Here is a 17,099-nt window from a genome sequence, read left to right on the forward strand (position 1 = left end):
GGACATCCCAGTGTCAACCGCCCACACATTTGCAATGCGGACAGCCCTTGCCTCCCTTTGCGTCGCCGGCCTGGCTGCAACCCTGTCCATGCTGGCCCCTGCCCCGGCCACGGCCCAGCGCATGGTTCGCTGCGCCACCGAGGGCGGCACCTGTCGGCTGCCATTTCCCGCCGAAGTCGTCTACGGCGCGCAAGGCAGGATGACCTCGCGCTTCATCGACAGGCCGTCGGTCCGCTGCTCGAACCGCGTTTTCGGCGACCCGGCTCCCGGCCTGCGCAAGGAGTGCTACATCGTGCAGCGCGGCCGGGGCGGCGGCGGCTATGACGAGCCACGCCGCCAGAGATGGACAGTCTGCGCCAACGAGAACGGCTTCTGCGACTTCTATGGCCGCAAGCGGGTGCGATACGGCACGATGGGCAGCTACGAGGAAGGCGTCTTCCGCGACGGCGTCGAATGCGACAACGACACCTTCGGCGATCCGGCACCGGGCGTCCGCAAGCGCTGCTACATCCAGGACTGAGCCTGCCGGCCAGGTCGAAGCCGGTTGGGATAAAGTAACGGAGGCGCCTCGCGGCGCCCCCGTTTTCGTTTGCGTCAGGCGTCAACCCTGTCCGGCACATACATCGCCAGGTACTCGGGGCTCGGCGGGATCTGTGTGATGACGTCGATCAGCACGCCATTGGGGTCCCTGGTGATGAAGTGGCGCTGCCCGAAGTCTTCGTCGCGCAGCGAGCGCAGGATCGGCAGCCCCTCCGCGACGAGCCGTTCATGCACGGCATCGACATCCTTGACCTCGAAATTGATCAGCACGCCGGCGACCCGTCCGCGCCCCTCCTCGGGGATCGTCTCGTGGTCGCCCTGGACGATGGCGAGATCGACTTTTCTGTCCTCCGTCGACCGCAGATGGACATACCAGCCGGCGTCAAACTCATACGCGAAGCGGAAGTGCTTGACATAGAAGGCGGCGGTGCCGGCGACGTCGCCGGTCATCAGAACGGGATAGTAGCTGGTCGTCTTCATGGCTTTCCTTCTCCTCTCAAAAGACATACAGTCTGCATGCAAATGCGAAGTAACATACAGGCTGAATGTATGCAAGAGAAAACCGAGCGCCGCTCCAACCGTGACCGCACCGAGGCGACACGCGCTCTCCTGATCGAGGCCGCGCGCACGCTGTTTGCCGAAAAATCCTACGCCGAGACCAGCACGCCGGAGATCGTCGCCGCTGCCGGCGTCACGCGCGGCGCGCTCTACCACCACTTCGCCGACAAGCAGGAGCTGTTCCGGGCCGTGGCCGAGCAGGAGGCGGCATCCGTCGCCGCCGAGATCGAGGCGGCAGCGCCGCCGGCCATCGGCGCCCAGGAAGCCTTGCTTGCCGGCAGCAAGACCTATCTCCAGGCCATGCGCGCGCCCGGCAGGACGCGGCTGCTGTTGCTCGACGGTCCCGCCGTGCTCGGCCGCACCGGCATGGACGATATCGACAACCGCCACGGCAACCGCACCTTGCGCGAGGGCCTCGCCGCCTCGATGCGGACCGGCGCCATGCGCCGCCTGCCGCTGGCCGCGCTGACCGGCCTGCTTGCCGCCGCCTTCGATCGCGCGGCCCTGGCGATCGATGCCGGCGCCTCGCCCGAAGACGAGATAACGGTCATCTCGGCTGTCATCGACGGGCTGATGCTGCCCGAGCGGTCCTGAAACGCAAAAGGCCCGGCACAAGGCCGGGCCATAAGCTGCCGGGCGATACCGCCGGCTTCAGGCGAACATGCGCTCGCCCTGCTCGTCGACCAGTTGCCGGCCCTTGGTCAGCGACACCTCGACCGCGTCGTCGAGGGCGGCGAAGCGGTCGGCGCGAATGAACTTGTGCTCCTTGACCTCGCCGCCGACGTCCTTGGAAACCACGCCGCAGGTCTGGAACTGGCCGCCTTCCTTGTAGGGCATCGCCTTGATCGAGAAGCCCTTGTATTCGATCTCCTTGGCAACGGCCGCAGCGGCAGGCTCGGCCGCACCGCCACCACCGCCGAAAAGCCTCTTCAGAAACGACATGCTGTTCTTCCCGTTGTTTTTCCGAAGCTTAGACGCTTGTCTTGAATCAGTCGAGGCGTTTCGAACCGGCCGCAGCCAGGGCGCACGCGCGGCCCGTGCGCCCAGGCTCCATGTTGCCGGCCCTACCCGAGCGAGGCGATGATCTCGCGATAGGCAAGCTCGGGAAATGCCTTGAGCGTGCGTGTCCTGATGTTGCCGCCCTGGCCCAGCATCATGGCGAAGCGGGCCACCACCGCGTCGTCCGGCGCCTCGGCAATCGCCACCATGTCGCACTCGCCCATGGTCAGGTAGAACTGCTTGAACGAGCCCCCCATGTCGCCGAGCAGCTTCTTGGCGGCGTCGAGCCGCTTGGGCGAGGACCTGACATCGCGAATGCCCTGGTCCGTCCAGTTGATCAGCATGATGTAAGTCGTCACGGCAACCTCCCTCCGGTGCCACGGCGCACGGCGGAAAGCCGGGGCAGGCATCCGGGTCATTGCCCTGAAATGCGTCCGACGCGCCGGAGTATCCTCCCGTGCCGGGTCAGGTGCAAGTTTGTGATGGCCTTGCCCGCCGACAGGCTGCACGTCTCCTGTGCTCAGCCGGCGTTGCCTCGGCTCAGTCGAGCCGCTTTTCCATGAACACGCTGAACGGATCTTCGCGGTAGTCGCCGAACGGCCCGCGCCGGACGAAGCCGGTGCGTTCGTAGAGCGCCAGTGCCTCGTGGTTGGCGATCCCTGTCTCGAGCCGCATCAGGCTGTGCCCGGCGTCGCGCGCGCGGCTTTCAAGGTCGCCGAGGATCGCCTTGGACAGTCCCTTGCCGCGTGCGGCCGGCACCACCCACATGCGCTTGAGCTCGGCCCAGCCATTGGCCAGCGCAATCGCGCCGGTGCCGACGGCCGTCCCTTGCCCGTCGCGCGCGACGACGAAATGCACAGTGTCGGCCCGCAGCGCGTCGAGCGGCAGGAAGTGGTTGCTTTCGGCCGGATAGAGCGACGCGCCATAGGCGTCGCCGTCCTCCAGCAGCGCAATCACCTCCGGCGTCGCCGGATCCTCGCGGCCGATGCTGAACTGCATGACGTCGCCCTTCAGCGTTCGGTCAGCGCCAGCTTGGCGCCGAGCATGACGAAGGCCGCGGCAAAGGTTCGACGCATCCAGGTCATCACCCGCGGGCTGCCCGTCACCTTGTCGCGCACGGCGGCTGCGCACAGGCCATAGATGGCGAAGATGACGAAGGTCGCCAGCATGAACACGCTGGACAGTTCGAGCATCCGCGCCAGTGCGTTCGGATCGTTGGGCGCGATGAACTGCGGCAGGAAGGCGACGAAGAAGATCGACAGCTTCGGGTTCAGCACGTTGACCAGGACGCCGTCGATCAGCACCTGGCGGGCGCTGCGCGGGTCGGCATTGGCTTCGACCTTGAGCGCGCCATGTTCGCGCAGGCTCTGCCAAGCCATGTAGAGCAGGTAGGCGACGCCGGCATATTTGACGATCTCGAACAGCAATGCGCTGGTATGCAGCAAGGCGGCAATGCCGGTCAGCGCCGCAATCAGATGCGGCACGATGCCGAGCGTGCAGGCGAAAGCCGCGAGCACGCTTGCCTTGCCGCCGCGCGAAAGCCCCGCGGCCAGCGTGTAGACGACACCCGAGCCGGGCGATGCGACGATGATCAGCGTGGTCAGCAGGAATTCGATCGACACGGCAATCTCCCTTGTTTGACCGGACCTTAGTTGAACGCTGGACGCTGCGGAAGCCACCTGATTTCGCAGCTGTTGCCTTTTGCACCAAGGCCCACTAGGAACGGGCCGCTGCGCCAAGCGCACGCCGTAAGCGTCTCACGTCAAGCAACGCATTCAACCGGCCCGTCCGGGAGGAATGCCATGTCTTGCACTCTCGTGACCGATGCCGACTTCAGGAAATACTCTTCAATGACCTTACGTTCGAAGTCGCCCGGCAAGCTGCCGGCGCGTTATGCCGCCCTTGTCATGCCGCTGGTCCTGTCTGTGGTGATGACCTTCATTGTCTCCGCCATCTCGACGCTGAAGAGCCTCGGCCCGACGCCCGCCTTCCTCGCCACCTGGCCTTCGGCCTGGGCGCTGTCCTGGCTGGTGGCGTTTCCCACCTTGCTGCTCGTCCTGCCGCTCGTCCGCCGCATCGTCGCACTGGTCGTCGAGTCTCCCAGGGCGCCGTGATCTCGAGGGGTGGCGCCAGGCGCCACCCGCTCCTGCCCGCGCCGGCTTCCGGACTATCCACAGCCACGCTCCGCCCCACCTGCCGCAGCGTCTGCAACGGCGCCTGCGGCAAAAACCCACTCAAGCGCCAACCCATTGAATTGGCACAACAAGCTTCATCCAAAGATGGTCCAGCTACAAACTGGACTCTCATACTCAAGTATTATATCCCGGCGCCGTTCAATCGGAAGCCCACGTAAAGATCATGAAATTCCCAAGTCTGTTTGCAGCGGCGCTGGTCTCCGGCACCGCCCTCTCCAGCCATGCCCTGGCGCAAGTCCAGCAGCCCATAGTCGAGCTTGACGGCAACCTCGCCTATGGCCACGGCACCGGCGGCGTCGGCATCTTCCTGCCCTTCCTGCTCGACGGCGGCGACGGCCTGTTCTTCGATGCCGGCGGCAGCTTCGTCGAGGGTTCTGCCCGCCAGGCCTCGTTCGGCATCGGCTACCGCCATCGCATCGACAATGGCTGGCTGCTCGGCGCCTATGGCTACTACGACGTCTTCAACAGCGACCATGGCAACAGCTTCAACCAGCTGTCCTTCGGCGCCGAGGCGCTGGGGCCGATCCACGAAGCCCGCACCAACATCTACCTGCCGCTGACCGACGACAAATATGCCGCAAGCCTGAGCCGCGCCTTCGTCTCCGGCAGCGACCTCAGGATCCAGGCCGGCCGCGAACTCGCCCGCACCGGCGCAGATGCCGAAGCCGGCATGCGCCTGCCCGTGTTCCCCGATGGCATGGCGGCCGAGATGAAGATCTTCGGCGGTGCCTACTGGTATGACGGCGACACCGGCCTCGACGACACGCTGGGCGTCAAGGCGCGCACGGAGGTAAGCTTCGCAGGCCTGCCCGGCGTCTCCGGCTCGACCTTCACGCTCGGCGCGTCCGTTTCCCACGACAACGAGAACGACACCGAATTCGGCCTGACGGCCCGCCTGCGCGTGCCGCTCGGCGGCTCCAGCCGCAGCGGCAATGCCGCGTTCGACCCGATGTTCCAGCGCGTCGAGCGTTCGGACTTCGTCCGCACCCACGCCGACGGCAATGGCCTGATCGAGGCCGCCGAATTTGTCCATGGCGGCCGGGCGGTCGGCAAGGTGGTCAATGTCGACGACGCGTCAGGCGACGCTGCCGCGATCAACGCAGCCCTCGCCGCCGCCGGCCAGAATGCGCTGGTGCTCGCCAACGGCACGATCGCGCTGGACCAGGCGATGCAACTGGGCACCGGCCAGCACATGCTCGGCGGCGGCGGGGTCATCGCCGTGCGCGGCACCAACAGCCGCATCGAGACCGCCTTCCGCAACGACGGCCAGGCAACGGCGCTGCACGGCACGGATCCGCTCGCCAATGTCGTCGCCATGGCCTCGGGCAGCGAGATCGCAGGCGTGACGATCACCGGCGGCCTGGCCGGCATCGCCTCGAATGGCGCGTCCAGCATCTCGATCCGCAACGTCGACATCTCGCAAACCGACGGCGACGGCATCCGCCTCGACAACGTCACGGGTGCCGCGATCGACAACGCCTACATCCACGACCTCTTCGTCTGCGACAACAACACCGCCTGCGAGTTCGCCGTCGGGCGGCCGAACCTCGCTCCCCATGCCGCGATCAGCGCGCTTGGCACCAGCGGGCTGAGCGTCCGCAACACCGTCATCGGCAGCGTCACCTACGGCATCTTCGCCGGCAGCCGCATCGACCAGAGCGACTGGCCCGAAGTGATCACCCATGCCGCCACCAACATCGTCATCGACAACGTCACCATCAGCAAGTCGCGCCGCGAAGGCATCCTGCTGGTCGCCGCCAACGACGTCGAGATGAACAAGGTCACCATCGACAACTCCGAACAGGGGCTCGACATGGATCTGGTGGTGCTCCAGGGCACTTCCGATGTGACCATCACCGACATGACGCTGAAGGGCGGCGTCAACGGGCTGATGCTCGTCTCGGCGATGTCACTGCCGGAAGAAGCAGCAACCACCAACGTCAAGTTCAAGGGGCTCAACATCGACGGCACCCGCAATGCCGGGATCTTCTTCAATCCGGTTTCCGACATCCACTTCGAGGATGTCGCCATCACCAACGCCGGATCTTATGGCGCATTCATCTATGGCAGTAATTTCCAGGGGCCGGTGAGCGACATCACCTTCGAAAACATACGCGTCGAAAACGCATCCACGGCGGGCCTCTATTTCTCCGGCCCGGCCGAGAACATCCGCGGCGACATCACCGTCGTCGGCACGCCGCTGAACTGCCTCGCCGACCAGGGCACCTGGTCGGCCACGTCGCTGACCCAGACCGACGGCTCGGTGCTCACCCTCAACGGCGGCACCCTCGACGCCAGCCGGATGACGGCCACCTGCCGCTGACGATGAGCGCGCCCACGCAACCTCCGTTGCGTGGGCCTCTCCACGGCCAGACATCCAGGCCGCAGCAAGCAGGAAATCGGAACCTTTGCTCAATCGAGCGGTTTGGCTGGCACGACCCATGTCAGATCAAACCAAGGTAAATGCCATGAACATCCAACATCATTCCATGCACAACTACCTTCGTCTTCTGGCGATGGCAGTTCTGTCCTTCATCGCCATGTTTGCCCTCATGTACGCCATGGTGAACACCTTCGCCGATGTCTTTGCAAACCTGAACCAGTTCTACATGGCGGCGCTGATGGTGTTCCCGATGATCCTGATCGAGCTCCTGCTCATGCGCGCCATGTACCCCAACCGCGCCATCAACGTCGCGATCGTCGTCTTCAGCCTCGTGGCATTCACCGCCTCGTGGTTCATGATCCGGGAACAGACGGCAATCGCCGACGTGCAGTTCCTGAAATCGATGATCCCGCACCACTCCGGCGCAGTGCTGATGTGCGAGAACGCGACCGTCAGCGATCCGGAGATTGCCGCCCTGTGCAGCGATATCGTGCCCGGCCAGCAGGCCGAGATCGACAAGATGAGGGAAATCCTGCAGCGCCTCGAAGGCGCATAGTCCTGCTCGGCAAAGGGGCTGCAACCGAACCTTCGGCCTGCGGTCACATCGGCAGGCCTGCCTCGATCAGCCGGCAGCGTCGATCGGCTGGCCGCCGGGGGTCTGCAATGCAGCCAGCATGTCCTCGGCCACGTCTTTCCAGCTTCGCAAGCTGGACCTTGCCGCGACGATCCGCCGTTGCAGGCCCAGGCGGTAGTCCTTGTCGGTAGCCAGCCGCTCCAGCAAGCCGGCCAGCTCCGCCGGCGAATCCGGGTCGAAATAGACGGCGAGGTCGCCGCCGACCTCGGGCAGGCTCGACGACGGTGCGGCCAGCGCCGGCGTGCCCAGCCACAGCGATTCCCCCAGCGGCAGGCCCCAGCCCTCGAGCTTGCTCGGCATCAGCGTCGCCAGCGCGTTCTGGTACAGCCTGATGAGATCGGCCTGCGAGGGGTTGTCAATCATCAGCACATGCTGGGCCACCGTCGCATTGCGGCCGCTGTTGAGGCCCGCGATCGTCCGCCACCGGTTGGCGCCGGCGATCACCATCAGCGGCGGCGTCTTGCCCTGTTCCAGCAGCAGCTTCTGCGCGGCGAGAACGACGTCGAGGTTCTTGCGCCCGAGCGTGATGCCGACGCCCAGCACGTAGGGCCGTACCGGCAGCTCGAGCTTTGCCGTCTCGCCATCCGCGCGGCACTCATGCGCCAGCGGAACCACGGACATCCCGGGCAACGGCGGCAGCAACCCCTCCTCCACCTTGGCCTGCAGGTCCTTCGCGGTGAACTGCGAATTGGCGATGATATGGCTGGCGTGCCGGATCACCTTGTTGTTGTCGGCATGGAAGTTGCGCTGGAACGCATCCGGTTTGTCGCCGAAATCATGCAGCGGGATGCAGTCGTGCAGCAGCGGGTAGAACCGCGTCCTGGAACCAGTCCGGGCGAGGCAATCGATCATGTCGACCAGAAGCTTCGGCCGCCCGGCCGACACCAGATAACCATCCTGGAGCGCAATCGGCTTCAGATGCGATTGCAGCGCTCGCAGCTTCGAGCGATTGACCGCCCTCAGGAAGGTGCTGAACGTGGTCGCAAACACGCGGTTCGGCAGGCTGCGGCCCGGCTTTGGCCCCCGCAGCCGGTAGGGAACGGCACCTTCGGGAAAACCGAGATCGACGACGCCATTGTAGGACGCCTTGCCGAAATGCGGGGTGACCTCGAAGAAGGCGCGCGCCGTCTCGTCGTAGACGACGAAGATCACGCCCTTGTCGAGGAGATGCAGCTCGTAGCCGATCTCCGCCACCACCCTGGCGATGCCATAGAACTTCAGCCTGCCACGACTTAGCAGGTAAAGCTCGCTCAGATCGTAGTAGACAGGTGAACTCAAACAGGCCTGATCCATTTTCGACCGATACACAGCAAAATGGCCGTCCCGGGGGACGGCCATTTGTTGGTTTTATGTCAGCTGTCGAGGAAGCTGCGCAGCTTGCGGCTGCGGCTCGGGTGCTTGAGCTTGCGCAGCGCCTTGGCCTCGATCTGGCGGATACGCTCACGGGTGACCGAGAACTGCTGGCCCACCTCTTCGAGCGTGTGGTCGGTGTTCATGCCGATGCCGAAGCGCATGCGCAGCACGCGCTCCTCGCGCGGGGTCAGCGAGGCGAGCACGCGCGTGGTGGTCTCGCGCAAATTCGCCTGGATCGCCGCATCGATCGGCAGGATCGCCATCTTGTCCTCGATGAAATCGCCGAGGTGCGAATCCTCCTCGTCGCCGACCGGCGTTTCGAGCGAGATCGGCTCCTTGGCGATCTTCAGCACCTTGCGCACCTTCTCGAGCGGCATGGCGAGCTTTTCGGCCAGTTCCTCCGGCGTCGGTTCGCGGCCGATCTCGTGCAGCATCTGGCGCGAGGTCCGGACGATCTTGTTGATCGTCTCGATCATGTGCACCGGAATGCGGATGGTACGGGCCTGGTCGGCGATCGAACGGGTGATCGCCTGCCGGATCCACCATGTGGCATAGGTCGAGAACTTGTAGCCGCGGCGGTACTCGAACTTGTCGACCGCCTTCATCAGGCCGATGTTGCCTTCCTGGATCAGGTCCAGGAACTGCAAGCCGCGGTTGGTGTACTTCTTGGCGATGGAGATCACCAGGCGAAGGTTGGCTTCCACCATTTCCTTCTTGGCGATCGCTGCTTCGCGCTCGCCCTTCTGCACCTGGTTGACGATCTTGCGGAATTCCAGGATCGAGATCGCCGTTTCGGTGGCCAGGTTCTGGATCTCGGCGCGCAAGTCGCGGATCGCATCCTTCTCGTTCTTGGTAAACTCCTTCCAGCCGCGGCTGGACAGGTTGGCGATCGAACGGGTCCAGTTCGGGTCGAGCTCGGAGCCCTGGTACTCGCGCAGGAATTCCTCGCGGCGCACGCCGTAGCTTTCGGCGAGGCGCAACAGCTTGCCCTCGTTCTGCACCAGCCGCTTGTTGATGTCGTAGAGCTGCTCGACCAGCGCCTCGATGCGGGCCTGGTTCAGCGACAGCGACTTCACCGCCTTGATGAGCTGGTCCTTCAGCTCCTTCAGGCGACGGTCCTGGCTCGGCGACAGCGTGCCGGCGGCGGCGAGACGGTTCTCGACCTGCTGGTCCTGCAGCTTGCGCAGCTTCTTGTAGGTGTCGGCGATGACGTCGAGCGTCTCCATCACCTGCGGCCGAAGCTCTGCTTCCATGGCCGCCAGCGACAGGCTGGCCTCGTCTTCGTCTTCTTCCTCTTCCTCGCCGCGGTTGTCGCCGCCGACATTGGTGACGTCGTCCTCGTCGTCGCCACGGCGGCGCCCGGCCTTCGGCTCTTCCTTCGGCTTGGCGTCTTCATCGACGCGCTCGACGATCGGCGCCTGCTTGGCCTCGGGGCCGGCATAGGTCGCCTCGAGATCGATGATCTCGCGCAGCAGTATCTTGGCTTCGTTGAGCTCGTCGCGCCAGATGATGATGGCCTGGAAGGTCAGCGGGCTCTCGCACAGGCCGGCGATCATCGTTTCGCGACCGGCCTCGATGCGCTTGGCGATGGCGATTTCGCCTTCGCGCGACAGAAGCTCCACCGAGCCCATCTCGCGCAGGTACATGCGCACCGGATCGTCGGTGCGGTCGGTCGGCTCTTTCTTGGTGGTGGTCGCGGCGACGGCGGTGCCGGTCTGTTCGGCAAGCTCGTTGGCATCTTCCTCGGCATCGCCTTCGGCGGCCTCGGCTTCCTCCCCCTGCTCGTCGTCCTCGACTACGTTGATGCCCATGTCGGACAGCATCGCCATCGTGTCTTCGATCTGCTCGGAGGTCACCTCTTCCGAGGGAAGCACCGCATTAAGCTCGTCCATCGTGACATAGCCGCGCTTTTTCGCGAGCTTGATCATCTTCTTGACAGCGTCATCGGAAAGGTCGAGCAAAGGGCCGTCAGCAGCGCCTTCGCGTTCGGTCTCGACCTCTTCCTTTTCTTTTGTCGCCATTCTTTGCTTTCTCCAGGCGGCCCGTCAGCCGCTTAAACTCTCGGACAGTGCAAATCAGATCGCCTCATCCAACCTGCGCCTGAACTGCCAGTAGCTGCACCTGTGTTAAGTCCAGATTAACCCTGATATCTGTGGCGGATTATCTTCCTGTCCAGTGACAAGCACCCAATCCGCATTCTACAGGCCGTCGACACGACTGGCGGTCTGGCCGCCGGTTAACTTTTCGAATCGACCTGATTCCGTCATTCCGGCGGAAGGTCAAGCGCCTGTCGCATGATTCGCTGCAAAAAAGCGAATCAAATGCGGGATTTTCGCTCTCTCGCCCTAGTTTCGCCCGCCTCGGCCCGAGGACACACCGAAGCCTTCGATAAGCGCCTCGGTAGCTTGCACGTCATGAAACTGCGCCTGGATCTCCACCAGATGCCGATAGTTTTCGTCGGTCGGATCGGTGGCCAGCGCCGCCTCGGCCTGTTTCAGTTCCTTATGTAAGGTACGGGCGCTGCGGTGCAAGTGCAGCGCCTGCGCGAAGGCGTCGCGGGCGTCTTCGAGTGCCGCGTCCTCGAGCGCGGTCCACTGCCGCGTCCGTCGCGCCAGCGCCACCGCCCGCTCCCACATCTCGGCGCAGGAGGCGCGCTCGATCGCCGCCACCACTCCCTCGCGCGTGTTGGCCTCTCCATGCGCCATGGCATCGATCAGCACCGAATGCAGTTGGCGCAATTCGCCATGGCTGAGATCGAGCTTTTCGACATGGTCGAAATTCTCGTCGATCAGGGAGGGATGGTTGACCAGGGCCACCACGAGGGCCGCCTCGCGCAGCGGCATGATGCCGCCTGCCCGCTTGACCATCGCCGAGCGCGCCAGGCTCTCCGACACGGCCAGCCTGCCTGCGGCGGCACCGCCGCCCTTGTTCCACTGGCCGCGCTCGTTGCCCTTGCCGAATCCGGGCTTGCCGAACGAGCCCTTGCCGCGGTCGCCCTGGCCCTGCTGCCGGCCGCGCTGGTTGCCGAAGAAACTCAGCACCCGTTCGCGCATCTCCTGCTGGTAGTGATAGCGGACGCTCTCGTCCTTGATCCGGCCGGTCAGTTCGCGCAGCGTCTTTTCGAGCTCGGCACGACGCTCGGGCGTATCGAACACGCCACCCGAGGTCTCGCGCATCCAGACCAGGTCGGACAAGGGCCGTGCTTCCGAAAGCACCGCGCGAAACGCCTCGGGCCCCTCGGCCTTGACCAAATCGTCGGGGTCCTTGCCCTCGGGCAGTAAGGCAAAGCGCGCCGTATGGCCCGGCGCCACCAGCGGCAGCACCATGTCGGCGGCGCGATAGGCGGCCTTGAGGCCGGCCTTGTCGCCGTCGAAGCACAGCACCGGCTCACCCGACATGCGCCACAGCAGCTCGAGCTGGTTTTCGGTCAGCGCCGTGCCGAGCGGCGCCACCGCATTGTCTAACCCGGCCTGGGCCAGCGCGATCACGTCCATGTAGCCTTCGACGGCGATCACCGCCCCGCCCTTCTGCAGCGCCTTGCGGGCGCGGGCGAAATTGTAGAGCACGTTGCCCTTGTGGAAGAGCTCGGTTTCAGGCGAGTTCAGATATTTGGCCGAGACTTCCGCCGACATGGCGCGTCCGCCGAAGGCGATGATGCGGCCGCGCGAATCCGGGATCGGGAACATGATGCGGTCGCGGAAGCGGTCGTAGGACACCGGCACGTCCTCGAACACGGTCAGCCCGCAGGCCTCCATCTGCAATTTTTCGATGCCCTTGGACGCGAGGAATTCCTTGAGCGCATTGCGGCTGTCGGGCGCAAAACCGAGCCTGAACGTCTGCTGCGTCGCCGGCGTCAGCCCGCGGTCGCGCAGATAGGCCCGTGCCCGCGCCCCGTCCGCGCTTTGCAGCCGGTCCTCGAAGAATGTCGTCGCCAGTTCCATGACGTCGGTCAGGCTGGCGCGTTCCTTCTCGCGCCGCTCCTCATGCGCGTCGCGCGCCGGCATCGGCACGCCGGCCATCTCGGCGATGCGTTCGACCGCCTCCGGGAAGGTCATGCCGTCGAGGTCGGTCAGGAAGCGGAAATGATCGCCCGACACGCCGCAGCCGAAGCAGTGGTAGCGGCCCTTGCGGTCCTCGCAGTGGAACGAAGGCGACTTCTCGCCATGGAACGGGCAGCACGCCCAAAAGTCGCCGCGCGGCGCATTGGTCTTCTTGCGGTCCCAGGTCACGCGCTGTCCCACCACGGCCGAAATCGGCACGCGGTCTCGTATCTCGCTCAAAAATCCGTCGGAAAAGCGCATCGGGTCCTGCTTGTTTGAAACTGATATAGGCCTTCGCCCCCTCCGACACGACTCCTATTCGCCGGCATGCCCGCTGTTCACAGGCCGGAAGCCGCGATCGTTCCAATTGCGTGCACGGATGTCGCCCGGGAACCCGACGCTCCGCCGAACGTATCTCCTATATGACCCGTTCACATATCTTGCGGGCAATGCACACGCGTGCAATATGGACGAAAAATATTATCCGGCTAAGATAATCGACATGGTCATGACAGTGATTCGCATCCGCGTCCTGCCGCTCGCAGCCGCCCCCCGCTTCCGCCGGTGCAGCCGATGAGCGGGTCTGTCGTCCTGCTGCATCTCGCCGGCGCCGTCGCGCTTCTCCTGTTTGCCACGCGCATGGTGCGCACCGGGGTCGAGCGCGCCTATGGCGACGTCCTGCGCCACAAGCTGCGCAACACCATGCGCAATCCGATCCTGGCGGTGCTGGCCGGTACGGCACTCGCCATCGCCTTCCAGAGTTCCACCGCGGTCACCCTGCTCGTCGGCTCCTTCGCCGGGGCCGGCATCGTCAGCGGCATCGCCGGCCAGCTCGCCGTGCGCGGCGCCGAGATCGGCTCGGCGCTGGTCATCAAGATCCTGACCTTCGACCTGTCCTTGCTGGTGCCGATCTGCCTCGCCGCCGGCACCACCATGTTCCTGGCCACCGACCGCCGCAGCTGGCAGCAGACCGGCCGCATCCTCGTCGGCATCGGCCTGCTCGTGCTGTCGCTCGAAATGGTCGGCCAGGCCTCCGAGCCGCTGCGCGAAAGCAGGCTCCTGCCCGTCATAGTCGACTATTTCGCCGGCGACCCCGTCACCGCCTATCTGCTGGCGGCCATCGTCACTTGGCTGTTCCATTCCTCGATCGCCGCCGTGCTGCTGATCGTCACCCTGGCCGGCCGCGGCTTCGTGCCGCCCGAACTCGGCATCGTGCTGGTGCTCGGCGTCAATCTCGGCAGCTCGGTCATCGCCCCCCTGCTCACCCGCAACGCCGAGCCCGGCGTCCGCGTCGTCCCCATCGGCAACCTCCTGATGCGCGGCGCAGGCTCGCTGGTCATGCTGGTCGTCTTCCTCTGGGCCAAGCCCTCGGTCGCCTTCCTCGGCGCCACCGTGCCCGACCAGATCATCAACGCCCATATCCTGTTCAACTGCATCATCCTGGTCGCCGGCATCCCGCTGGCGAAGCTGGTCTACAGCGCGTCGGAAAAGATCGTCGCGCTCGGCACCAAGGCCGACCCGGCCAGGGACATGGCAGTCGCCGAACTCAGCGCGCTCAACGAAGCCGCGCTCGACACGCCGTCCCAGGCGCTGGCCAACGCCACCCGCGAGGTCGTGCGGGTCTGCGAAACCATCGAGATCATGCTCCAGCGCATCATCGAGCTCTACGAAAAGCCCGACGCCGACAAGATCGCGGCCCTCGCCTCGCTCGACGACCGCGTCGACCGCCGCCATGCCGCCATCAAGCTCTACCTCGCCAAGGCCACCATCCGGCCGATGACCGAGGACGAGGCGCTGCGCTGCCAGGAACTGCTCGGCGCCTGCGTCAAGCTCGAACAGGTCGGCGACATCATCGTCCGCAACATGCTCGCCCACGTCCAGAAGAAGCTCGACCGCGGCCTCGAATTCACGCCCGAGGGCTGGCGTGAGCTGACCAGCTTCCATGCTTCGGTCATGGCCAATGCGCGCCTCGCCTTCAACGTGCTGGTGTCGCGCGACGCCAACACCGCCCGCCAGCTCGTGCTCGAAAAGGACAGGCTGCGCGACGTCGAGAAAGAGACCAGCCAGAGCCACTTCCTGCGCCTGCGCGACGGCACCATCAAGAGCGTCGAGACCAGTTCCATCCACCTCGACACCATCCGCGACCTCAAGCAGATCAACTCCCTGCTCGCCTCGATGGCCTACCCCGTACTCGAAGAGCAGGGCCTGCTGCGCGGCTCGCGGCTGAAGGCCAGCTGAGCGGCCCGGAAACCGGAGCGAAGCGCAGGTCTGTCCGGCACAGGCGAGCCGCCCGCGAGCTCGCAGGACTTGGGTTCCTCGCCCCCACGACGTGGGGGAGAAGTGGCACGGCGAAGCCGTGACGGAGAGGGGCCCTTTCTCATCCGCCCGCTGGCCCCAGCAACCGCCCTTGCCTGTCCCGCCCTTTCCGGGCGAGGCTGCTCCCGACATCAAGGGAGCCAGCACATGGCCGCGCTCGACCACGACGCCCTCATCGCCGAGATGACCGCATGGCGGCGCGACCTGCATGCCCACCCCGAATTCGGCTTCGAGGAAAAGCGCACCGCAGCCTTCGTCGCCCGCAAGCTTCGCGAATTCGGCCTCGACGAGGTCGTCGAGGGCATCGGCGGCACCGGCGTCGTCGGCACGCTGCGCCGCGGCAGCGGCAACCGGGCGATTGCACTCCGCGCAGACATGGACGCGCTGCGCATCGCCGAGCAGGCCGACCACGGCCACGTCTCGCAAAATCACGGCGTCATGCATGCCTGCGGCCATGACGGCCACACCGCGATGCTGCTCGGTGCCGCCAGGATGCTCGCCGCCGACGGCGGCTTCGACGGCACCGTGCGCTTCGTCTTCCAGCCGGCCGAGGAATGGGGCAAGGGCGCGCTCGCCATGCTCGACGACGGCCTGATGAGCCGCTTTCCCTTCGACGAGATCTATGGCCTGCACAATATGCCCGGCCTGCCCGTCGGCCGTTTCGAGACGCGGCCCGGGCCGATCATGTCGGCGGAGGACAATTTCGAGATCGTGCTGCGCGGCCTCGGTGGCCATGCCGCCCGCCCGCATGGCGGCCGCGAGGTGCTCGTCGCCGCCTGCGCGCTGGTCACCAACCTGCAGACCATCGTCTCGCGCCGGCTGAGCCCGGCCGACATCTCCGTCGTCTCGGTCACCGAGCTCGTCACCGACGGCACCCGCAACGCCCTGCCCGGCTTCGCCCGCATCCTCGGCGATGCGCGCAGCTTCCGGCCCGAAGTCAGCGCTGCGATCGAACAGCAGATGCGCATCATCGCCGAGGGCACGGCACTGACCTACAATTGCAGCGCCGAAGTGACCTACACCAGGGAGTTCGTGCCGCTGATCAACGATGCCGACGCCACCGCGGCCGCCATCGAGGCGGCCAGCTCCGTCTTCGACCCAGGCGCCGTCAACGGCCATGGCGAGATCGTCACCGCCTCGGAAGATTTCGCCCGCTTCCTCGACCATGTGCCCGGCTGCTTCGCCTATATCGGCAATGGCGAAGGCTCGGCGCCGCTGCACAACCCGTCATTCGACTTCAACGACGACGCCCTGATCCATGGCGCCCGCTTCCACGCCGCCACCGCCCGCCACCGCCTGCCGGTCGCCTGACGCGGCGCGCTTGCGCGAATCGACCGCATTCGTAAACTTGGCCACGGCCGTGCAGCCTGCCGCTCGCTCCATCCGGATTGGTGAATGCACCACGAAGCTGGTTTGACCCTCATGGGGTGACCGTCAGCAATTGCGAGCACTGACGCCATTTGTCGCCCTCATGGGAACCGATCCATGCCGACACTGAACCGAACCAAACTCATGGCCAAGGAGCTGCGGGGCGCCTTGGCCGCGCAAGACGTGCATCTCTCGCACGGCGCCTGCCTCGAGATCGTTGCCCGCCAACTCGGCTTCAACGAATGGAACATCCTCAAGGCCGCATGCGATGCCGAGGTCGATCTCGCCATGGCAATCCTTGTCGAACATGGCCGCGAGGAAGAAGCCGCCGCCTTCTACCAGCGCGCCTTCGGGGCCGTTCGCGGCGGGGCCTACATGTTCGAGGGCAAGCCGATCTCCATCGACCTCCGCATCGGCGACGTCGCCCTGCAGGTCGGCGGCGCCAATCCGCGCCGCGAAGGCGAGCCGCAGCGCGGCGGGCCGTTCTTTCCCAAGGCCCACGGCGCGGTCAGCGCCGTCTTCATCCTTGATGTCGCCAACGCCGAAACCGCCCTGCAACGGGCGATCGGGGCCGGGGCAATCCTGCGAGGAGAGCTTGGCGTAGCAACCGACGGCCGCCGCGGCGCCACTGTGTTCGACCCGTTCGGCCACATCTGGGGACTGCGCGACAAGACGCCGATAAAGCTGCGTCGCGCCGCCTGAATCTCCCCTTA

General features: G+C 65.4%; 16 protein-coding genes. 8 read left to right on the forward strand and 8 right to left on the reverse strand.

The genetic code is table 11. The features are described from left to right. Nucleotides 1-10 precede the first annotated feature (10 nt). Nucleotides 11-520, forward strand: a complete 510-nt coding sequence (locus GGR00_RS13045; RefSeq protein WP_343065546.1) for a hypothetical protein — start codon at nucleotides 11-13, stop codon at nucleotides 518-520. Nucleotides 521-594: 74 nt separating this feature from the next. On the opposite strand, the gene GGR00_RS13050 is transcribed toward GGR00_RS13045, so the two are convergent. After that, nucleotides 595-1,020 (reverse strand): VOC family protein, encoded by a 426-nt coding sequence (locus GGR00_RS13050; protein WP_055970251.1) that lies wholly within the window; start codon nucleotides 1,018-1,020, stop codon nucleotides 595-597. Between the two features lie 69 nt (nucleotides 1,021-1,089). On the opposite strand from GGR00_RS13050, the gene GGR00_RS13055 reads away from it, so the two are divergent. After that, the gene (locus GGR00_RS13055) at nucleotides 1,090-1,692 is read left to right on the forward strand and encodes a TetR/AcrR family transcriptional regulator (protein WP_184699641.1); all 603 of its coding nucleotides are present in this window, start codon (nucleotides 1,090-1,092) and stop codon (nucleotides 1,690-1,692) included. Between the two features lie 57 nt (nucleotides 1,693-1,749). Here GGR00_RS13055 and GGR00_RS13060 read toward each other — a convergent pair whose 3' ends face one another. The 4 genes from GGR00_RS13060 to GGR00_RS13075 all read right to left on the reverse strand — a co-directional run bounded on the left by GGR00_RS13060 (nucleotide 1,750) and on the right by GGR00_RS13075 (nucleotide 3,719). Beyond that, nucleotides 1,750-2,040 (reverse strand): HlyU family transcriptional regulator, encoded by a 291-nt coding sequence (locus GGR00_RS13060; RefSeq protein WP_055970255.1) that lies wholly within the window; start codon nucleotides 2,038-2,040, stop codon nucleotides 1,750-1,752. Between the two features lie 122 nt (nucleotides 2,041-2,162). Beyond that, on the reverse strand, nucleotides 2,163-2,456 hold the full coding sequence (locus GGR00_RS13065; protein WP_055970258.1) for a GYD domain-containing protein: 294 nt from the start codon (nucleotides 2,454-2,456) through the stop codon (nucleotides 2,163-2,165). 181 nt (nucleotides 2,457-2,637) lie between these two features. After that, on the reverse strand, nucleotides 2,638-3,096 hold the full coding sequence (locus tag GGR00_RS13070; RefSeq protein ID WP_184699642.1) for a GNAT family N-acetyltransferase: 459 nt from the start codon (nucleotides 3,094-3,096) through the stop codon (nucleotides 2,638-2,640). Nucleotides 3,097-3,107: 11 nt separating this feature from the next. After that, the gene (locus GGR00_RS13075; RefSeq protein ID WP_055970261.1) at nucleotides 3,108-3,719 is read right to left on the reverse strand and encodes a LysE family translocator; all 612 of its coding nucleotides are present in this window, start codon (nucleotides 3,717-3,719) and stop codon (nucleotides 3,108-3,110) included. Nucleotides 3,720-3,947: 228 nt separating this feature from the next. Between GGR00_RS13075 and GGR00_RS13080 the strand changes: the two genes are divergently transcribed. The 3 genes from GGR00_RS13080 to GGR00_RS13090 all read left to right on the forward strand — a co-directional run bounded on the left by GGR00_RS13080 (nucleotide 3,948) and on the right by GGR00_RS13090 (nucleotide 7,231). Beyond that, nucleotides 3,948-4,211 (forward strand): DUF2798 domain-containing protein, encoded by a 264-nt coding sequence (locus GGR00_RS13080; protein ID WP_055970263.1) that lies wholly within the window; start codon nucleotides 3,948-3,950, stop codon nucleotides 4,209-4,211. 244 nt (nucleotides 4,212-4,455) lie between these two features. Further along, on the forward strand, nucleotides 4,456-6,615 hold the full coding sequence (locus GGR00_RS13085; RefSeq protein WP_184699643.1) for a right-handed parallel beta-helix repeat-containing protein: 2,160 nt from the start codon (nucleotides 4,456-4,458) through the stop codon (nucleotides 6,613-6,615). A 145-nt stretch (nucleotides 6,616-6,760) separates the two neighbouring features. Then, nucleotides 6,761-7,231: a DUF305 domain-containing protein gene (locus GGR00_RS13090; RefSeq protein ID WP_246441359.1), complete on the forward strand. Its 471-nt coding sequence runs from the start codon at nucleotides 6,761-6,763 to the stop codon at nucleotides 7,229-7,231. 66 nt (nucleotides 7,232-7,297) lie between these two features. On the opposite strand, the gene GGR00_RS13095 is transcribed toward GGR00_RS13090, so the two are convergent. The 3 genes from GGR00_RS13095 to dnaG form a co-directional block, all read right to left on the reverse strand. Then, on the reverse strand, nucleotides 7,298-8,587 hold the full coding sequence (locus GGR00_RS13095) for a glycosyltransferase family 4 protein (protein ID WP_184699644.1): 1,290 nt from the start codon (nucleotides 8,585-8,587) through the stop codon (nucleotides 7,298-7,300). A 74-nt stretch (nucleotides 8,588-8,661) separates the two neighbouring features. Next, nucleotides 8,662-10,683, reverse strand: a complete 2,022-nt coding sequence (rpoD, locus tag GGR00_RS13100; RefSeq protein ID WP_055970274.1) for an RNA polymerase sigma factor RpoD — start codon at nucleotides 10,681-10,683, stop codon at nucleotides 8,662-8,664. Between the two features lie 324 nt (nucleotides 10,684-11,007). Continuing rightward, entirely contained in the window at nucleotides 11,008-12,963 is a 1,956-nt protein-coding gene (dnaG, locus tag GGR00_RS13105) for a DNA primase (protein ID WP_184699645.1), read from the reverse strand. Between the two features lie 312 nt (nucleotides 12,964-13,275). Between dnaG and GGR00_RS13110 the strand changes: the two genes are divergently transcribed. The 3 genes from GGR00_RS13110 (at nucleotide 13,276) to GGR00_RS13120 (ending at nucleotide 17,088) form a co-directional block, all read left to right on the forward strand. Further along, nucleotides 13,276-14,940 carry a Na/Pi cotransporter family protein gene (locus GGR00_RS13110; RefSeq protein ID WP_184699646.1) on the forward strand — a complete coding sequence of 555 codons (1,665 nt, stop codon included), beginning with the start codon at nucleotides 13,276-13,278 and terminating at the stop codon, nucleotides 14,938-14,940. Nucleotides 14,941-15,165: 225 nt separating this feature from the next. Further along, a complete protein-coding gene (locus tag GGR00_RS13115; RefSeq protein WP_184699647.1) occupies nucleotides 15,166-16,329 on the forward strand; it encodes an amidohydrolase in 1,164 nt (387 codons plus the stop codon). Between the two features lie 174 nt (nucleotides 16,330-16,503). After that, nucleotides 16,504-17,088: a glyoxalase superfamily protein gene (locus tag GGR00_RS13120; protein ID WP_184699648.1), complete on the forward strand. Its 585-nt coding sequence runs from the start codon at nucleotides 16,504-16,506 to the stop codon at nucleotides 17,086-17,088. The last annotated feature ends 11 nt before the right edge of the window (nucleotides 17,089-17,099 follow it).

Source organism: Aminobacter aganoensis (assembly GCF_014206975.1).
In the GTDB taxonomy this organism is placed as follows: Bacteria; Pseudomonadota; Alphaproteobacteria; order Rhizobiales; family Rhizobiaceae; genus Aminobacter; species Aminobacter aganoensis.